We start from the raw sequence: 17,675 nt of genomic DNA on the forward strand, positions 1-17,675 counted from the left end.
TGAGTCCCTGTGTATACCCTCAGAGTAAACTATTGGGCATGAGGGAGAATCCTTAAGGACTTAGGAGCCCCTAAATCCTTGTAGGATAAGCAGTATATGAATTGTGGAAATATTGAAAATGCCCGACATTGATGCTCCTAAAATGGTACGCATAGATTTTTCCGTGCCTGCTCCGCTTTTAGAGCAAATGCAAGAATTAGCTAAGGATGAGGGTTGGAAACCTGCGGAATTGCACCGGATGCTTTGGGTACTCGGGTTTGCAGCGTATACCGAACAGAGCAACAAACGCTTGGTAAACGATCGGCTTAGGGCAAACAAGGCTAAGGATAAACTCGACACCTGAGCTGTTGAGGCAGTCAAAACGCCTCGAACGAGGTGACACCCAGAATTAAAGGTATTCGTTACTGTTAGAAAGCTGCCAAGCATCGAGAAAATTACTGAATAATTTGCTTTATCCCTGCAAGTCAATCGCTTCATGGGCTAACTCCGCGTTTGCTACACTATGGGTGTTTTGTACCCATGCCGGGGCTGTAATATCGAGACTTCTCCGGCATAGATAATTTAGTTGCTCTCTAATTGCTGGTGGTATTTCTTACCTTCTGAGATTCTACGCTTGAGGGTGTCTAATGCCCTCACCGCTGTCCAATTACCCCGATTAGCTAATTGGATATATTGCTGTATCAATTCTTCGGTGATTTGTTGGTCTAGCCACTGCACCAATTCTGCGGTTGCGAGGCGCGCTTGGGGATTGGTGTTGCCGAACATCTCGAACATTCCCAAACGCTGCATTTGCTCTAAGGTCATACTTTCCACCGCTTTCACGGCTTCTTCAAACTCTTGGGCGGTCAACTGGGACGGCTCATGGGGATGCTGCTGTAACAGGAAATAATCGATTTCTTTGTACGCGCCGACATACATTTTATGGTGAACACAGTCGCATAAAATAGCGTGTTCTGGCAGCTCATCATCGGAACCAAAGTTATAAGGCTCTAAGTGGATTGCGAGAGTTATGTGTTCTATCAGTGGCGCATACACGGCGTAGTAACTAAACGTAGCCATTGCTCTGCCATTACTCCATGTGGCTTTGCTTCCTTGGTAATAAAGAGCAAAGTATTGAGTGTTGCTGACTCCCACCATCTCAGGTAACATGGGTGGCATCGCTACGGGTAATTCGATGAAGTGTGTTCCTAACATGATTCCTCCTTGTTCAAGTAAAAGGGCATGGAAACGCTGGTTTTTTGCCCTTTCGTGTATTCAATATCTACCGTTGTTTCAGTCAATGCTCAACAACGAATTGCTCTTTATTTTGTTGTTAGTTCATTTGAGTTTCCTCCCAGATATAGGGGTGTTTTAAATGTTTGAATCCAGTGGGCATCAACACGAACCATCATTTCTGATGAATCATTTTTGATGGCATTCAGCCAAGGATTTTTCGCATCTCTCAGAATCAACTCTACTTTAATAGACTGCACGAACACTTCAGGCGGAACCCGACTAGCTTCAATCCATACCCCATCATCAAACGGGTTGATTGGATAAATCAGTTTTTTGAAGTTATACACATTGTCGTGATAGCAGTAGGGATACTCATAGCGCGATACCATCCGATTGGAATGAGACATGGGATTGTATTTTCTCAATGAGAAAATCTGCATATTTTATGACTCCATTAATCCAAGAGTGTAGTAGTTATCTAACAATCAATCGAAAGAAAACAGCCGTTAGATTGATAAGCCAAAGTTATCTTTAGTTCAAGCCCTTCTGTTCTCAAAACTTTTTCTGCCTCATCCAACAGCTCAAAAGAGTTGAACCAAACTTGAATGATGCCCTCAAGTTTATGATGCTTTAAGGTGTATCCTCGTTCGTGATGGGAAGGGTGACGGCATCTCACGAAGCAAGCCGTTCTGAGGAATGTGTGAATGTTTCTGGTCATTTTTATGTGTTCTGTTATTCAAATAGGATGAGAGCGCTGCTTTCTTGGCGTTTCCCGTACTCCGTGTCTACCTGCGTTCTCAACGCTTCAAACTCATCAAATAAGTCACTGGGAACATACTTGGTGTTCTTTCTAGAGCTAAGTTTGTAATAGGCGTGTTGCCACTGGGCCAAGGTATTCAATGATGCTGTGTAGTGTAACCAATCGCAGTTATTGAGGTGCTTAAATCCCCATTGCTCATTCCTCCATTCGGTATTCGCATCTCTGCCAGGCCAGCATATATACACCGCTCCTGGTAATCCTTTGAGTAGCACTATCTCGTACAAATTCCAAGCTTCTGTGTAACGGTAGCAACTTTCTTCGTTGATGCACTCTCCGCCTTCATCTAAACCCATTTGAGTACAATCCAACCCTAAACAGCAGTGCATTGTATACCTCTAATTTACTATTTTTTCTACACTAGCGACAGCTATCTTATTAAAATTGCTTTTGTTTTGAGGTTAACATTAAGCAGAAAAGAGTCCTTTGTAAAAAGTGATTATTTCCTGTTTTCGTTGTTTACTCAGGGCATGGCGGTTGGTAATTACAGCGCAGTAGTTATCAACTTTGGAAAGCCATTGCTCGTAGGTACTACCCCGTTGTTCTAAGAGTTGTTGCACCGCTACTTCTAATTCGGGTGTGATTTCTTCACCTTCGATGTTGTCGATTAGTTCATCCAAGTCCTCCAGTTCTACAGTGAGTAAATGCAATGACTTAGTGCGCCCTCCGTGAGCCTCACAGCGACTGGAAATCAGAGCACGTTGGTCTGGTTCATGTGTTGCCATGCTTGCTGCACAATTGAGCCGGTTTCAGGAGTTTCGGGGGTGTCGTATTGTGCTTTTAGTTGAGCTTTGAGGGCGGTCAGTGCTTCTATTCGCTGCTCTGAGGTTGCTAGTAATTGAGTGCAAATAACATCCAATAAGGACGTATTGGGCGTATTAGCCGTAGATTCACTCGATGTGACAGGTTCTTGAGATGCGGGTAATTGTGTCTTCTTTGTGGGCATGTGTCCAATTGTTCTAATTGTGATTTACAACCATTGCGATAGCCATTTTGTTTGAGTTATTTTAGTTATTAAGTTTATCAAAAATTAGCTATTAGTAAGACGTTATTATTATATTATTTTAAATAAGGAAGTTGCCCCAAGCGCAAACTTGAGGCATGATAGATTAGATCCTGCTTGCAATAATCAGATTTGTCGCGACTAATTGAAACTGAACTTCGGTCAACCCTATTGTTTCACCATCATCCGTACAGGCAGTAGCAATCACTTGACCGCCAAGTGCAATACTGCGACGAGTAATGCAGGTTAAGGGCAATTCCTTGTATAAGAATTCCTCATCACAGATTAGGTCTATCGCGGGATCTGGAAATTGATTCGGGACATATTCTATGAACGCAGGTTCACCTGCAATGCCCACTCGGTTTTGCAAATCTGCAAGTTCCAACTTTTCTTCTACTTCCAGCCGGTGGATTCCTGTTGAATTAATCAAAGCGTAGAGCATAGCTTACTCCCTATTTTTTACACCCTAGCGGTAGCCCTTTAATTTAAATTATTTGTATATTTAAAATTACTCTTGATATTAAGTTGATTTAGTATGACACCAACTCAACTAGACCAGAGAACAATACCGAGACACAAAGCCGCTCTCAAGCGCAATGAATTGAGCTTACCTATAATACCTACACCGTTTCTCACAACTCTAAAGCTCTTTCCCTGATAATCCACCCAAGATTTTTTCCTTGCAAGGCAGCCTGTACCCCGCCATTTGGAGGGGGCTATTTTAACTATCTAAAACCACCGGATTTGGTGAGGTCAGACTTAAACTGAAGCCAATACTATCATTTTATAACGTAATAAAAGCCAGCATTTATGAAGAAAAAACCATCAATACCAGATGCGATTCTGGCTATAGATTTTGGCGGCTTATCTACTAGAGTTTTCTGCCAAAGCTCGCAAGCAGGCAGTAAAGCAAGCTCCTTTGTAATGGAATCGCAGGTGGGGCCAGTGAGCCAAGACATAGCCAATTGTTTCACACAACCCAACCTCGCATCAGCATCTCCCGAAAATATTGCTTGGGTGGCAATTGGTAATGAATGCCGAGCCGTTGGCTACCTAGCAGCAGCACAATTCAATGCTCACATCGGTTTGGCGGGACTGAAGTACAGTAGCGCTTTGTACAAAGCTCTAGCAGCTTTGTGGGTAGTGTCGCGGAAGTTAGATTTAGGCAGTCAATTTAGCGCTGCGATCTCCGTTTTCTTGCCCCCAGGCGAGTTTAATGACTCCAAGCAATTTTTTGAGATATTAAGTCAATACTCTGCTTCATTTGAAACACCCACAGGCAAGCTCTCCGTTACCCTGGACAAAACCCAAGCTTTGCAAGAAGGCGGCGGCATTGCTTTGATCCACAACAGTAATTTAGGTTCAGCCTTCAAGCAGCGGGTAACTGCCTTTGTTATGGTAGGATTTCGCAATGCTTCGGTAATAGTTTCGGCACGCGGTGCTGTCGGTAAGGGCAAAACTTCAGACTTAGGAATGGTAAGGTTGGTGGATCTAGTTCAAGAGCGAACATCTAACTACGATGCTTCCCGTTTGGCTTTATCAATCGCTCAAGCGGGCGTAAGCTACAACCGCCCTTACTTTTACCGAATTGCTCGGAATCGAGAGGAAACAGCTAAAGATCGAGAAGTTGACCAATTGATTGAAGCAGTCAAGCTGTCTCGCTTCGACTACGCTCGAATGCTATCTCATTGGATTAATGAAGTGCTGCCGCCCGATTTAGATGAAATTGTATTTTGCGGGGGGACTTCTGAATATATGAAGCCAGAACTGCGAAATCAGTTTTCTCATTATTCGCTGTCTTGGCACGCAGGTATAACAGTGCCAAAAACACTTGATCCTGATGGTTTAGGTTGCCGCATAGCTGATGTTTACGGACTATTTTCTTACTTCAAATCTCAGTTTGAGGTACTGAGGCAAAGCTCTGTTGCGGCAACTTCTCAGAGGGCAGAAGATACAACTTCCAGTTCAGGAGATGCTCCAGTCCCCACGACTGATATACAGAGTGTAAAAGAATGTGCTGAACAATCTACCAAGCCAAAATCTGAACAACCTACTCACCCAAAATCCGAGCAACCTACTCAATTAAAACTTGAGCAATTTACTCACGCTAAATCGGAGCCATCTACTGAACAAAAAATTGAGGAATCTACTGAGCAAAAGACTGAAGATATTACTGAACAAAAATTTGAGGAACCCGCGGAACAAAAATTTAAGGAACCCACTGAACAAAACACTGAAATTATTACTGAACAAAACAGTGAAGTTTGCGCTCAACAAAATGCTGATTCAAGTATCAAAGATAGCTGCTTAGATGATTCTAATAAATGGAGTGAGGAGGAGGAGTCGTCCAATACAGAACCTTCATTAGAGGAATCAGAAGCAAACTTAGATGCAGCTCTCTTATTGGGAGGACCCTACCGAGGTGCTGGAAAGAAGGTGAGGAATTATGCCTAGAAAACGTTACAAGGAATTTTGCTGGCGCTGTCAAGTTTTGCCAGATTCCGAAGACGCTATCTTGCTATCTTACCTGCAAAATCATCCTTTTTTTAGTTTCCAGGAAACGATTTTACCTCTAATTAAAGCGCGGTGGCTGTTAGCATCATTACGCAATAGCGGTAGTCCTTCTAGTACAGAGTTAGAGTATTTGAGGCGAGAAAGCATTAATTTTTTGCTCAGGCAGATAGATGAAGTTTGCCGAGATGCGGGATTTAACTGTACCGAGTTAGGAGTAATTGCCCCTGGTATTTCTTCGGGTTTAATTCCTTTAGCTACTTTCCCTCACTTATCGAATTCAGGTGCATCTATTGCTACGGAATTAACTGCCCCTGAGAGTTCAAATCCCGCAAGTTTGCCCGAAGAAAAAGAACCAGAGGAATTTTGGGGAGAAGTTGAGTTTGAAAACAGCGCATTTAACTTAGCTGGTTTCGATCCAGCAATGGTCGGGCCTAGCTTTAGTTAAAAATTATTAAGTCTTGAATAGACATCGACATCCAGCAAGGAGGAATGAAATGACTAACATGATTCACTTGGTTGACGGCGAGAAAGGTGGCGTTGGCAAGTCGATGCTAACTCGGATTCTGGTTGAATTCAATCAGAAGTATGAACTGCTGTACACGTTAATTGATGGCGATTTTCAAAATCCTGATGTGCAGCAGCGCTATCCTGAACACAATGCAAAAATCGTAGCTTTAGTTGAAGATGAAGAGAAGTTTTTCGATATCGATATTATTTTTGAAACAGCAGTAGAAACTCCTGTGATTGTCAATTTACCAGCTCGGGTTTACAGCATTATCAACAAATGGATTGACGAAGCTAATTTAACCTCTCCTGATTTTAAAGAGCAGTCAGGAGTTGATGTATGCAAGTGGTTTATTTGCGGTGGCACGACGGACAGCATTGAAATGTTTATTGACTCTTTCAACTACTTTGAAGGTCAGCTCAATCACATTTTTGTCCGCAATTTTGGAGTTTGCAAAGATTGGTCGCACGTACAAAGCCATAAGGAAATGAACAAGCTCATTAATAATTACCGAATTCCTGTGGTAGACTTGCCGGCGCTGAGTGCAAGAGAGCGCAAGTTTATTGATACGAAGCGGTTGTCATTTTCTCAAGCAATGAAACACTCTGAATTCTTCTTGATTAGTCAGCAGCGATTGCATACTTTTCTGGAAGACTGTTTCCGTCTGATAGAAGATGTAGGTTTGTTTAACAACGCACCCAATCGCAATAAAAAAGAAGTCATCGCTCCCTATGAACAAAAAAAAAATGAGGAAATGCAGATAGAAAATGAGCAACAAAATGAGTAACCAAATAAGCAACAGGTTGTAAAGTCTCAGGAGGCTGTATGTAAAAAAGGTATCGTAAGCTTTTAAGAATCTAAATTAAGGCTTACGCACAGACTCTACTGATAGGGTGTGCCGAAACCAGCCCGCTGGCTGAGTGCAATCAACGCAGTTGTGTTATCCCAGGCGTTGGATATTAGCAATAAACGTTGTTTATTGCGTTTAAATTCTGAAAGTAAGAAGATCGATCGCCCGCTACGAGATTTCCAGGGTTTCAAAAACTTCTTCACCACTGGGCCAGCGGGCTGGGTGTGGCGAAACACATCTTAATACTACAGATAGTGTCTAAACCGATAATTTGCGGGTATTCCTGTAAATTTTACAGTCAATGGGTGATGAACTCGTTAGGAGACGGACAAAATATGAGTTCACACTATAGAATGCGCGATGCAGAACAGCATAAAGATTAGGATTTTGATTAGGTAGGAGGTTAAATGTCCGATCGACTTTTAGAAGAACTTTCCGAAGTTGACTCTGAAGAGTTTGGCGAGATATTGGAAACGCCAAGGGAACAGGGCAGACTTAATAATACCACAAATAATTCCATACAATCCGCTGAAAATTCGCAAATTTTGGCCAATGATCCAGATACATTCCCAGAAGATGCAGTAGAAAAAAAGTTGAGATTAGATGGGAGTAAGCTAAATGAAAAGGAGTTTTGGGAACTCATAGACGATGATTCGAGGGAAAGAGAAGCTCTGAACAGAGATCCTTTATCTGCCCCTCCCATGTACGAGAGAGATACTGAGTCACTAATCAGCCAGGTACTCAAGGGCAAAGACTCCAAATTTCGCTCTCATGTCATTCAGACAGCTTACCGATACGGTCTCAATAAAAATGACCCGCTTTTTATCGTATTGCTGGCTACAGGTCAACTCGAACTGTTGTTAGAAAAAAAACCGCAAGAGATTGACCAGTTTTTCAAGAATTGGCAATCTCAATGGCAAGGTGATTTGAAAGATTCTCAAGCTGTTATTTCTCAAGAACTGGAACAAGTTCGGCAGCTTACTGAAAATTGGGAAAAAGAAAGCAGGGAGTTTTTAGAACGGCAGGGAAAAGCGGCTGTTAAGGTGCAACATCGCCACATTTCTAACTCAGTTTACACCCTAGTGCGACAAGCAGCTTTAGAGAAAGTTGCTCACGATATTTGGTCGGTGATTTTTGGGAGCGGGGTAGTGTTAGGGGCAATGGCGATTGGCGCGTTTATCGGGTTAGCGCTGCCCCGGTTCATTCCAGCGCCTGAACTCGACCCAAAAGGGCCGCGCCAGCTCACTTTAGAACAAGCCGTAGCGCTCGAATGGGGGCTGAGCAAAGAGGGTCAGTTTGCTCGCAAGAACGCGGATACAATTCAGTGGGCAACCAGCAATGAAGGGAAATATGCTCGCCAATTTATGAGCTGGAATCAAGCTTTGTTGAGCGAGAAAGGTGGCCAAAAACTGTGTGAAACTGAGATAAATCGATTGGGGGTGACGCTGACAGTAGAGGGTAAACCTGCACAAAAAGGATTTTGTACTTTGTGGACTAGAAATCCAAAAGAGCGAGTTTTCGCTCCCTGAGTAATTGCTTTTTTGGGTAACAATTATTGCCGAGTTCCGGTCAAAGCAAAAACGCAAGCAAAAACGCGGAGTTACGCGCTTTTTTTCTAGCGTAGGGAAAACTGCAAATGTCAGGGGAGGGAAACGATTGCTGAGCTGTAAACTTTTAGAGTCATTGAGTTATTTTAGAATTGTGTTATGCCTCATCTAATCACATCTAACCATTTGATATCAAATTTTCTTTTCAATCTGTTCCAAATATTGCATTTCACAAGGTGTGTGAACAACGCGCTGTTCGAGCAAATTCAGAATTTCTACTTCAAATGGATCGAGGTTCCCTGATTCAAAGAGCAGGGAGATGCGATCGCAAATTTCTTGAAGTCCCGGTTGATTGTCTAGCGGTACAGCAGTGAGAGCCGAGTGCTTGAAGGTGTATAACTGCATGGTAATGGTAGGGATGTGTCGCATCCACACAGTGGCAGTTTTCTCCCCGACTGACTGAATGCGGCCTAACCGGCCGTTAACATCTTCGCGATCTGGCGCGTACACCTCTACTAAGGAACCAATTTTGAGCGTCAGGTGGTGAGCGATGGCAGGTTGCTTTTCAGGTTTCACTTTCCGGCATCGCCCCTGTAAAGTTTTGACAACTTGAGCCGGACGACTCTTAACCTCAGCGGCTAAGGCAATAACTTCTTTTTTGGTCAGTCCAGCAGAGCGATTCAGTATTTTCCACTTCATATCCTCTCCTCCAATAGAACTCAGGGTGTCTACTGCTTTAGCAAACTGAGCGTCTCTGCGAATCGTTTTTGGGGATGCCAAGAAAAGCGCCCCCAACTTTTCCTCTGTTTTCAAGTGGTCATTTTGACCACTTGATTTTCTGTCCCCGCCACGGGGCTGCTTTGTCAGCTCGTACCAAGTGCCGCGCAAATAGCTAACCGATTCAGACGTGAGATTGCGGCGGCCCAGTTGATTGAGGAGCATCCAAACTTTGACGGCGTTAGGGCTGTCGAAAGACATCTCTACAGTTTGGTAGGGGATGCCGTGCGCGCTACAAATAGCATAGCGGTTGTGACCGTCAATCAGAATTTTCTCCTCAGTCCAGACCACCAAGGGGTCCCGACATCCTTCCTCAAGAATACTGGATTCTAAGGCAGCGAACTCGATCGCACTCAAAGGAGGGATGAGCGTTTGGAAATCTGGGTCAATCCGCAGGGAGTCTGCAACAGTGTGGTGGCGCTTTCCTGTTGAGCCTCGCAAAACTACGAACGGTTGACGCTGCTCGTTGTCCGATGTCTCCTGAGTTGGGTACATTTCCTTGTGCCTCCTGAAATAAGTCAGCCCTTAACTTGCCAGCAATAAAGCCAGACACCAGCTTGAAGAGTTTCGCTGGCATGGGTTTATTCCATACTATATATAGTAACATGGAAAGCAACTAACAATGTGGGATAATAAAGAAAATAGAGAAAGGACAATGTTGCCAAATGCCCCCAAGAAAAGGAACGCAGCTCCACCCGAACTCTCTGGCTAATTTGAAGTTAGGCGGAGGCGAACCTCGATATGAGGAGCCAAAAAAGCAAAGGAACATTCAGGTAACATCTGCGGGGTGGGAAGGTTTTCGAGCTGTTGCCAGAGAGCGGGGATTGAGCTTGAGCGAGTTAATCGAACAGATTGGTAGGCGAAAGATTACTTTGACTGACGCCGAGGAACAGAGCCACAAACAACCCACAGCAAACCTTTCAGGTATGGCGGGGCTTTGAATAAAGATGTACATTGCCGTCGGATGAGGAACAAACACAATGGTTCAATCACCTCCAAAACTTATAACTGTTGATGAATTTATTAGTAACTACGGCGACAGCGATTGTTACGAACTGATTGATGGTGAATTAACCGAAATGGAACCAACAGGGCCGCACGAACAAGTATCCGGTTTTCTGGGACGAAAACTGAATGTAGAAATTGACCGCCTGGATCTACCCTACCTTATCCCCCCTCGCTGTCTCATCAAACTATTAGGAACAGCAACAGCCTTTCGCCCCGATGTGCTTGTATTAGACCAAACTCGACTAATTAATGAACCTTTGTGGCAACAAGAACCTGTAATTACATCAGGTTCCTCAATTAAACTGATTGCTGAAGTCGTTAGCACCAACTGGCAAAATGATTACGCTCGCAAAGTTGAAGATTACGCCCTGCTTGGAGTGCCTGAGTATTGGATTGTTGACTATTTGGGCATTGGTGGCAGAGAATATATTGGCAAACCCAAACAGCCGACAGTTACAATTTGTACGCTGCGAGAAGACGAGTATCAAAAACAGTTGTTTCAAAATGACGATCGGCTTATTTCATCAATCTTTCCTGACTTGCAATTAACCGCACAAAAAATCTTCGTTGCCGGCAGATATGCTATGTAGCTTATATCTAGGTAACGTCGGTAGGAGGGAGGAAATTCGTGCGATCACAATTGAACGGGGATTGAGTCTCAACGAGTTGAGCGAACAGATTGGCAAGGGTCTGATTCCCCTTGGCGCTGAAGAAAGTAACTAATAGCTTGGTCAGGAAAAGGAGGGTGCATTCAAAAAAACTTTCTATCAAATCGTTACCATAAGTTATTTTGAAATAAAAGACTAATTGGCTTGTTGATTCGCCGAGCGTGCTAACTAACTTTCAAAATTTGCTCAATTAGGGAGACAACTTGCTGCGGTCGATGCTCAAAGTGCTTCTTAATTTGAAATTTTAACGAATCGGCTGGCACATCTTTTTTGTTGAGTTTAATGCGAATATGCTCACTTCGTGGGAGAGTGGAATTGAGCGCTCGAATAACGGTGCGGCATTGTCGAAGAGTCAGGCTATCGACTTGAATGAAGGGTAGATTAAATGTGTCGGTATCGAGTTGAATATTAGAAGCAAATTCGGCTTTAATTTGTAGCGAAGAGGTGAGGCGCTGTTCTTCTGTGGGTTCTGGAGTTGCTGCCGATTCGGCAACAGCAGGAAAGGAAGCAATTTCATTGAGAAGAGGCACAAAATCGGGGGCAAGTTCTGCTGAGAGTTTTTCAGAAGGATTCATTCGCTTCGATGCTAACAGCGTAGCGATATAGTGAACAATTAAGCCACCATAACCAAAAATTACCACAATTTCAATTGTGAGGGTGAGAAAATGCTGAATATGTTCGTACATGATTATAATTTGCAAGTGGAACATCTCTCAAACGCGCTCGCGTTTAATACAGCGTATCCCCGGTTTATGAAATGCAGCTTTAGACACGGCATTGCCTTGTCCCTACGGGGATTAATCATTAATCTATCTGGGGTATACTTCATAAACTTGCAATAGGCTGTATCAAAGCCTTTTAACAAAAACAGTCATTTAATTTATTGCCAAACGGTTTTACGCTGACTTATTGAGCAACCTACATTTTCGGATAAAACCAATTAACCATAACTTACGCTTTGTAACTGTGTTGCAAAGCTTTGAGATTATTCGCCTTACTTGCGGAACCTTTGCTACGCTCGATGGTAAACTCCGTCAAGGGTTCAGAATGACATAATCAAGTTATTACTCCATAAGTGCTATTAACTAAATCCTTGTGAGAATGCGATCGCAAATATCGCAAAGGGAACTGGTGCGGTGGGTGGGCGGGCAAATAAAATCCTGCTCCAAGCAGGATTTTATCCCCTTTATCGGGGGTCGTCATTGATTACTTGACAAAATCATCAATCTCTTCATTATCGTCAGTTGCCTTTTTCTTATGAGAAGCTTTGACTGCCGATTCGATATAACGGAAGTGCAAGTCAATCACAGCTTGCTCAGATGAAAGCCAGTAAACGTTGCTCAAGATTTCTTCAAGCATCTCGTCAGCCGAGTAGCCTTCATATTGCTTGTTAAACCAAGTATTGAACGCTTCCCAGTCAAGAGCTTTACCTTTCTGCAACTGTCGTTGTTTGGCACGTCCCGTTAACTCGCGGGCAACGTGCAAAAACATCTCGAAGCGCTGTTCTTCAAGAGTTTCTGCAAATTGCTTTTGCATCGGAGTTGGAGCGGATTTGCGATTAGCCATGATTAACCCTCAAGCGTGTTTTTTCTTCACAACTAAAGCGACGGCAGTCTGCTAATTACAATTAATTCAAAAAAATTAGTGGGTGGGTGAGTGGGTAAAATTAAATTCACAATCAAGGTCAAAACTTCCTTGATTGTGAATTTTTTGGGTCTGCTTCCCAGAGCGTCCTGATTCGGACGGTGGCGACAATCATTACCCTCAATTGCGATTCGTGGAAAAGGCCTCGATAGAGGCAAAAAAATGCTCTGCTTTTTCAGCAGAGCTTTCTAATCAAACTTTAGCGATTATTCGTCGTCTTCCTCAAATTCCTCGTCTTCGTCTAGACTAAAATCATCCTCCTCATCGTCATCCTCATCGCTTTCCTCATCTTCATCGTCATCATCGTCATCCTCATCAATTTCATCGAGTATGTCATCATCTTCATCGTCATCATCGTCATCCTCATCGAGTTCTTCAGTATCTTCTTCAGAGGATTTAGCTAACTCGTTGCGACGCTTTAAGCTTTGAGCATTGAACTCCATTAAATCGGCAATGGCAGCTTGTGGATTGTCAGCAATTGTATCGTAAAGTTGGCTCATCGCTAAAGCAACAACTTCGACATCATACTTGAGTTCATCGGGCCGGCCAACTAGCTTGGGAAACACAGTATTGTTCCACTCTTGCCAGTCGAACTTTTTACCATTGCCATTGCCGTTGCGCTTGTTCAACTGAGCTTGAATATCCAATCCCAGTTTTTCGCGAATTGCGTGGCCAACCTTTGTCGAAATACGGCTATCGCGACGCTGAATTGTCACACCGTACTTCTTATGAATTGTATTGCGAATCTGTTTGACTAGCTCGCCAGCAAGTTGCTCGGAGCTGAGGTTAGGTTGAGGTTTTGATTTGGCTCCATTGTTACTGCCGACAGTTTGACTGTTCTGTTTTTCGGGCGGTTTAGATTTAGCAGGCACTGGTGACTGAGAGCGAATTGGAGTGGCTGCGGTTTGTTTTTTAGTTGTAGCCATGATTGACAATTTAACTTGCATAACATCAATTAATGAGTGCCGTTAGGCACAATTACCCCCTCCAGTTGAGGGGGCGTATTTCGCTCATTAGCAGGAAGTTAAATTTTAATTACGTTAGTTAAATTATTATGTTAAATCTCCTGTATTTAGTTGTATATAACGCATGAAAGTTTTCAATGATTTGTCTAATTTAAGAGTTATTCAAACTCCAATTGTGGCTATCGAATATTACAGTGCCGATCGCCAAACAATCTTGTCATCCTTTCATCAGTACGCTAATGAGTGTTCTTTACCTGTTTATTATTGGAATCCCGGTTATGCAACTCTTCAACAGGTGCAGTCAACTCTTCAACAAGTGCAGTCAACTCTTCAACAGGTGCAGTGTTTCGATAAACATCTCCCAAATTTAGGTTGTTATTCAGGCAGGACAAGCGTTTCAGATACTTTTCCTCAGATGTATAATAGTGAATGCGTCCTCTGCAAAACTGAGCTATCTGTCGAGAGTGATGTCCTGCAATTTCTGCTGGAAAATGACTGCCCCGGTATCTTTTTGTTAGAGGATATTTTGGAGTCAGGCAGTAGCGAACAGCCTCTTGTCCGCCGTTATTCTCAATTAGCTAATGCTTTTTTTGAGCTGAAAGGGCGTTGGGCCAACCAATATTGGGTACTGCTGGGTGAGTACATCCAACTGCCATCAAAGCTAAGTCCATTAATTCCTCTACTCAAATGTCCGTTACCAGATCGCTTTGAAGTCGAAGTTCTTGTGGATAATTTTTGCGATCGCAATTGTTCCCTTGATTTTGGTTCAGATGCGGTAGCTGCTAAAAAACGGCTGGCTGTTTCTAGTCTAGGGCTGCCACAGGCTGAAATTGAATTAGTGTTAGATCGATCGCTCTCTGTGACCGCTTCAGTTGTCCAAATCGCACAGTTGGTATTAGAGCATAAAATATCGCAACTTCGAGACCAGGGGTTGGAGTTCATTGCTTCTCCAGACGTGCCTCATGCTGGCGGTTTAGATTTATTAGACGCTTATTTGAGCGAAGTCGTAAAGCTGTCAGAAGCTGATGCCAAGAAATATCACCTCAGACCTCCCAAAGGAATGCTGCTGTGGGGGCCGCCGGGGACGGGCAAAAGTTTGAGTGCAAAGCTAGCTGCTAAGAAGCTAGGTTATGCGCTTTTAGCAGCAAGTTGGGGCAATATTCTAGGTTCTTCTAATCCCGATCGCGCTCTCAACAAAATGCTGGATACAGCCGATAATTTGGGTGGCTGCGTGCTGTTCTTTGACGATTTTGACAAGGGTTTTTCTGGCTGGGAATCAAATGCTGATGGCGGTGTAGCTAGGCGGCTGTCGCAGAAATTGCTCACATGGATGCAGGAGCATGAAAGCCCCGTGTTAATGTTAGCTACTGTTAACCGCTTAGAAATGCTGCCGGCTGAACTTATCCGCAGATTTGACGACGGCGGAATCTGGTTTGTGGATTTGCCACACAGCGGCGCTCGCTATGAGATTTTCAATTTGCACTTAGCTAAGTATTTCCCAGAGCAGTTTGGGGAAGGAAAAGAGAATCTTTGGAGCGACAGGCAGTGGTATTCACTACTATCTGATTATGCCGGAGCAACGAGTGCTGAAATTGCGATCGCAGTAAAGCGCTGTGCTGAACGAGCCTATTGTGAAGGGCGACCGGGTTCGATTGAATTAGCCCATTTGCGTTATCAGAGAACTCAGTTTGTGCTGTCGTCTGAGCGTTCTTCTGAAGATATCCAGGGGATTCGTAATAAAGCGTCCTTTGCTCGACCTGCAACTGGGAGGGATGGGTCTAAATTTGCGGCGGGAGAGCAAGAATTATTCGAGTATCGGCCACCTGCTTACGATAAAAGTTGAGTGTATTATTCACAGCAATAGCATGGGTTTGTTGGTGAGCCAAAAAGCTTTGACGGTAGATAGAGTTAGCGCAAAAGTCTTATGATATAACCATCCCAGATTATTTTCTGCCGAAAGTGACAAAAGAGGGGTATGTAGTAAATTGTACAGAAGTAAGCTTTCTAATATCTTAAGCTTCAGCGGTATTTCGCATACAGGATTATGCACACTACACAACAACGATCGTGCAATTCTGCGTTTGTATTGCCTCGAAACTGCACCTTTAGTGAAACTGATGGGAAAGCCCTTGCGCCGTTTTGGTATCCGATCGCGTTCTCGCATGAAGTCACGGATCGACCATTTGCTGCAAAGCTACTCGATGAACGTCTCGTGCTGTTTCGACTTTCCGATAGCTCGATCGTTGCAGCACGGGATTTGTGTTTGCATCGCGGTGTTCCTCTGAGTTTGAGATGGGTTGAGAACGATGAACTCCAATGCAAATATCACGGCGTCGGCTACGACAAAAGCGGTCAATGCACCCGTATTCCCGCTCAACCGGATGCCGCAATTCCCGCTCGGCTGAAATTGACGACCTACGCTGTCACCAAACGCTATGGTCTAGTGTGAGTAAGGCTTGTGGATAACGGTTCGGTGCATTTTCCATACTTTCAGGAATAGAACGATCCAGACTATTATCGCAAAGGATTGGCGGCATTGCATCTAGGCCGATCGTTTACCGCCTAACTCCTATCTCAATTAAATTTCGGAGATCCAAACCATGAGCGCTGATTTAGAATTTCAAAAACCAATTCCACCAAAGCAATCCTACACAGGTTGGCAAGCAGCACTGGCAGAGTTCTTTCAGTTTGATTTCTACAGAACCAATTTCAAAACAGAGACGATCGCGGGAATCACCACCTTCATGACGATGGGATATATCTTAGTCGTCAATCCGATTATTCTGTCAAACGCGATTTTTCTACAACAGCCCGGAGATTTGTTTTCGCAATTAGCTGTAGCAACCGCTGTGTCGTCGGCAATTGGAACCTTCTGCATGGCAATTTTAGCAAACTATCCGTTCGGGCTCGCGCCTGGAATGGGAACGAATGCCTTTTTCGCTTTCTCAGTTGTCATCGGACTGAAAATCGATTGGCGGTTAGCGCTGTCGTGCGTGTTTGTTCAGGGGTTAATTTTTATGCTTCTGACGCTGACGGATGTACGTAAGTTATTGATCGCGGCAATTCCAAAGTCGCTCAAGCACGCAACCGCAGGCGGGATTGGCTTGTTTATTGCCTACATCGGGATGTCAGGAGATGTTGCTAATGGAGGAGCCGGATTGATTGTAGCAAATCCAGCCACAAAAACGGCGTTTGGCAGTTTAGCAGAACCGAACACGCTACTGGCTGTGGCGGGTTTAGCGATGACAGCCGGATTGGTGGTGCGGGGCGTCAGAGGTGCGTTAGTATTTGGAATTTTTGGAACTGCAATTTGGGCTTGGCTGTTCAAAGTTTCACCCCCACCTCAAGGATTTTTTGCGCTACCAGAACTGCCAAAAGACATTTTTGGTCAAGCATTTCTGGGAATTGCTAATCTGAACTCCGAGAATTTTATTGACTGGATTGCAGTGCTGTTTGTGTTTCTGTTTGTGGATATTTTTGACACCATCGGGACGTTAACTGGTGTGGGAATGCGGGCAGGTTATATCGGCCCGGATGGCGAGTTGCCGCGTGCCAATAAAGCACTGATGGCAGATGCTATTGGCAACACAATCAGTCCGATATTTGGTACGTCGAGCGTGACGACTTATGTTGAATCAGTTGCAGGTGTTGCCGAAGGCGGTAGAACTGGATTTACTGCTTTAGTTATAGCTGGATTATTTGCGCTGTCGCTGTTTTTTATTCCGGTGTTTAAAGCGATTCCGGCTTTTGCAACAACGCCGACGTTGGTGATTGTGGGCGCGATGATGTTAGCCGAGCTCAAAGAAATTCCCTGGGATGATATGTCGGAAGTGATTCCAGCGTTTCTGACGATATTTCTGATTCCATTGACTTATTCGATCGCGGAAGGGTTGTCGATCGGATTTATTGCCTATCCGATTGTGAAAACCTGCCAAGGTAGAGCCAAGGAAGTGTCTGGGGGAACTTGGATCGTGGCGGGCATCTTCGTGATTCGGTTCATCTTTATGTCGCTGCGGTTTCATCATTCAGCAGCCTGAGCCGGCTCAGGCGAGAGCCAACTGCTAGGTTTGAATCACTTATAGCCTTTCTCACTAACATGAGGTACGCATAGGGCATAGGGCATGGGGCATAGGGCATAGGGCATAGGCATCGCACGCATACC

Annotated in this window: 20 protein-coding genes; 10 read left to right on the forward strand and 10 right to left on the reverse strand. The window is 44.1% G+C overall.

The annotated features are described in order from the left end of the window. Positions 1–118 precede the first annotated feature (118 nt). Positions 119–343 (forward strand): hypothetical protein, encoded by a 225-nt coding sequence (locus QUA44_RS06540; RefSeq protein ID WP_041623929.1) that lies wholly within the window; start codon positions 119–121, stop codon positions 341–343. A 218-nt stretch (positions 344–561) separates the two neighbouring features. Here the strand turns inward: QUA44_RS06540 and QUA44_RS06545 are convergent, their stop codons facing one another. The 6 genes from QUA44_RS06545 to QUA44_RS06570 form a co-directional block, all read right to left on the reverse strand. After that, positions 562–1,194: a hypothetical protein gene (locus QUA44_RS06545; protein WP_333203340.1), complete on the reverse strand. Its 633-nt coding sequence runs from the start codon at positions 1,192–1,194 to the stop codon at positions 562–564. Positions 1,195–1,301: 107 nt separating this feature from the next. Next, positions 1,302–1,622: a hypothetical protein gene (locus QUA44_RS06550; RefSeq protein ID WP_333276418.1), complete on the reverse strand. Its 321-nt coding sequence runs from the start codon at positions 1,620–1,622 to the stop codon at positions 1,302–1,304. 325 nt (positions 1,623–1,947) lie between these two features. Beyond that, complete coding sequence (locus tag QUA44_RS06555) at positions 1,948–2,361, reverse strand: hypothetical protein (protein ID WP_333249220.1); 414 nt, start codon at positions 2,359–2,361, stop codon at positions 1,948–1,950. Between the two features lie 78 nt (positions 2,362–2,439). Then, on the reverse strand, positions 2,440–2,757 hold the full coding sequence (locus QUA44_RS06560; RefSeq protein ID WP_333249223.1) for a hypothetical protein: 318 nt from the start codon (positions 2,755–2,757) through the stop codon (positions 2,440–2,442). Continuing rightward, positions 2,724–2,978: a hypothetical protein gene (locus tag QUA44_RS06565; RefSeq protein WP_333249225.1), complete on the reverse strand. Its 255-nt coding sequence runs from the start codon at positions 2,976–2,978 to the stop codon at positions 2,724–2,726. Before QUA44_RS06565 ends, QUA44_RS06560 begins: the two co-directional genes overlap by 34 nt. A 163-nt stretch (positions 2,979–3,141) precedes the next feature. Beyond that, complete coding sequence (locus QUA44_RS06570) at positions 3,142–3,477, reverse strand: DUF3846 domain-containing protein (RefSeq protein ID WP_333236980.1); 336 nt, start codon at positions 3,475–3,477, stop codon at positions 3,142–3,144. A 368-nt stretch (positions 3,478–3,845) separates the two neighbouring features. Between QUA44_RS06570 and QUA44_RS06575 the strand changes: the two genes are divergently transcribed. The 4 genes from QUA44_RS06575 (at position 3,846) to QUA44_RS06590 (ending at position 8,433) form a co-directional block, all read left to right on the forward strand. Beyond that, positions 3,846–5,489, forward strand: coding sequence for a hypothetical protein (locus tag QUA44_RS06575; protein ID WP_333249228.1), 1,644 nt, complete (start codon positions 3,846–3,848; stop codon positions 5,487–5,489). Continuing rightward, positions 5,482–5,994, forward strand: coding sequence for a hypothetical protein (locus QUA44_RS06580; protein WP_333249230.1), 513 nt, complete (start codon positions 5,482–5,484; stop codon positions 5,992–5,994). The genes QUA44_RS06575 and QUA44_RS06580 overlap by 8 nt, the downstream gene beginning before the upstream one ends. 49 nt (positions 5,995–6,043) lie before the next feature. Continuing rightward, complete coding sequence (locus tag QUA44_RS06585; protein WP_333249232.1) at positions 6,044–6,841, forward strand: mobilization protein MobD-like protein; 798 nt, start codon at positions 6,044–6,046, stop codon at positions 6,839–6,841. 470 nt (positions 6,842–7,311) lie between these two features. Continuing rightward, on the forward strand, positions 7,312–8,433 hold the full coding sequence (locus tag QUA44_RS06590; protein ID WP_333249234.1) for a DUF6753 family protein: 1,122 nt from the start codon (positions 7,312–7,314) through the stop codon (positions 8,431–8,433). A gap of 210 nt (positions 8,434–8,643) precedes the next feature. Here the strand turns inward: QUA44_RS06590 and QUA44_RS06595 are convergent, their stop codons facing one another. Beyond that, positions 8,644–9,723, reverse strand: a complete 1,080-nt coding sequence (locus tag QUA44_RS06595; RefSeq protein ID WP_333249237.1) for a hypothetical protein — start codon at positions 9,721–9,723, stop codon at positions 8,644–8,646. 170 nt (positions 9,724–9,893) lie between these two features. On the opposite strand from QUA44_RS06595, the gene QUA44_RS06600 reads away from it, so the two are divergent. Both QUA44_RS06600 and QUA44_RS06605 read left to right on the forward strand, forming a co-directional pair. Beyond that, entirely contained in the window at positions 9,894–10,169 is a 276-nt protein-coding gene (locus QUA44_RS06600) for a hypothetical protein (RefSeq protein ID WP_333249238.1), read from the forward strand. A 39-nt stretch (positions 10,170–10,208) separates the two neighbouring features. Next, positions 10,209–10,826, forward strand: coding sequence for a Uma2 family endonuclease (locus QUA44_RS06605; protein ID WP_333249241.1), 618 nt, complete (start codon positions 10,209–10,211; stop codon positions 10,824–10,826). A 242-nt stretch (positions 10,827–11,068) separates the two neighbouring features. On the opposite strand, the gene QUA44_RS06610 is transcribed toward QUA44_RS06605, so the two are convergent. From QUA44_RS06610 to QUA44_RS06620, 3 genes are all read right to left on the reverse strand, one after another. Beyond that, positions 11,069–11,590: a hypothetical protein gene (locus QUA44_RS06610; protein WP_333249243.1), complete on the reverse strand. Its 522-nt coding sequence runs from the start codon at positions 11,588–11,590 to the stop codon at positions 11,069–11,071. A 520-nt stretch (positions 11,591–12,110) separates the two neighbouring features. Further along, positions 12,111–12,470 (reverse strand): hypothetical protein, encoded by a 360-nt coding sequence (locus tag QUA44_RS06615; protein ID WP_015179737.1) that lies wholly within the window; start codon positions 12,468–12,470, stop codon positions 12,111–12,113. Between the two features lie 284 nt (positions 12,471–12,754). Then, the gene (locus QUA44_RS06620; RefSeq protein WP_333249245.1) at positions 12,755–13,474 is read right to left on the reverse strand and encodes a hypothetical protein; all 720 of its coding nucleotides are present in this window, start codon (positions 13,472–13,474) and stop codon (positions 12,755–12,757) included. A gap of 163 nt (positions 13,475–13,637) precedes the next feature. Here QUA44_RS06620 and QUA44_RS06625 point away from each other — a divergent pair, with 163 nt between their 5' ends. The 3 genes from QUA44_RS06625 to QUA44_RS06635 all read left to right on the forward strand — a co-directional run bounded on the left by QUA44_RS06625 (position 13,638) and on the right by QUA44_RS06635 (position 17,550). Further along, positions 13,638–15,356, forward strand: a complete 1,719-nt coding sequence (locus QUA44_RS06625) for an ATP-binding protein (protein ID WP_333249249.1) — start codon at positions 13,638–13,640, stop codon at positions 15,354–15,356. Positions 15,357–15,557: 201 nt separating this feature from the next. Continuing rightward, positions 15,558–15,962, forward strand: coding sequence for a Rieske 2Fe-2S domain-containing protein (locus QUA44_RS06630; RefSeq protein WP_333249252.1), 405 nt, complete (start codon positions 15,558–15,560; stop codon positions 15,960–15,962). A gap of 151 nt (positions 15,963–16,113) precedes the next feature. Continuing rightward, positions 16,114–17,550, forward strand: a complete 1,437-nt coding sequence (locus QUA44_RS06635) for an NCS2 family permease (RefSeq protein ID WP_333249255.1) — start codon at positions 16,114–16,116, stop codon at positions 17,548–17,550. The last annotated feature ends 125 nt before the right edge of the window (positions 17,551–17,675 follow it).

The sequence above is a fragment of the Microcoleus sp. N9_A2 genome (assembly GCF_036701775.1).
GTDB lineage: Bacteria > Cyanobacteriota > Cyanobacteriia > Cyanobacteriales > Microcoleaceae > Microcoleus.